Below are 230 nucleotides of genomic sequence, written 5' to 3' on the forward strand. Positions count from 1 at the left end.
GGCTCATACTCGCTGATGACCTCGAAGGGCCGCACGCTGCGTGTCGTTTCCATGTATCAAGGCTATGCCGAACCACTGACATCGGATCCGGGCAGAATGGTCGGGTGACTTCCCGCACCGATATCGCTATCATCGGCGGCGGCCCGCGCGGGGTGCTGCTCGTCGAGCGGATCCTCGCGAACCTCGACGACGACTCGCCCGTCGACATCACCCTCATCGATGACACGGAG

Annotated in this window: 1 protein-coding gene; it reads left to right on the forward strand. The window is 63.0% G+C overall.

Translation table 11 applies throughout. The annotated features are described in order from the left end of the window. Positions 1 to 104: 104 nt before the first annotated feature. The coding region (locus tag SB754_RS23315; RefSeq protein WP_410784608.1) for an FAD/NAD(P)-binding protein at positions 105 to 230 on the forward strand (126 nt) is incomplete at its 3' end.

This window comes from Leifsonia sp. SIMBA_070 (assembly GCF_046534635.1).
Lineage (GTDB): Bacteria > Actinomycetota > Actinomycetes > Actinomycetales > Microbacteriaceae > Leifsonia.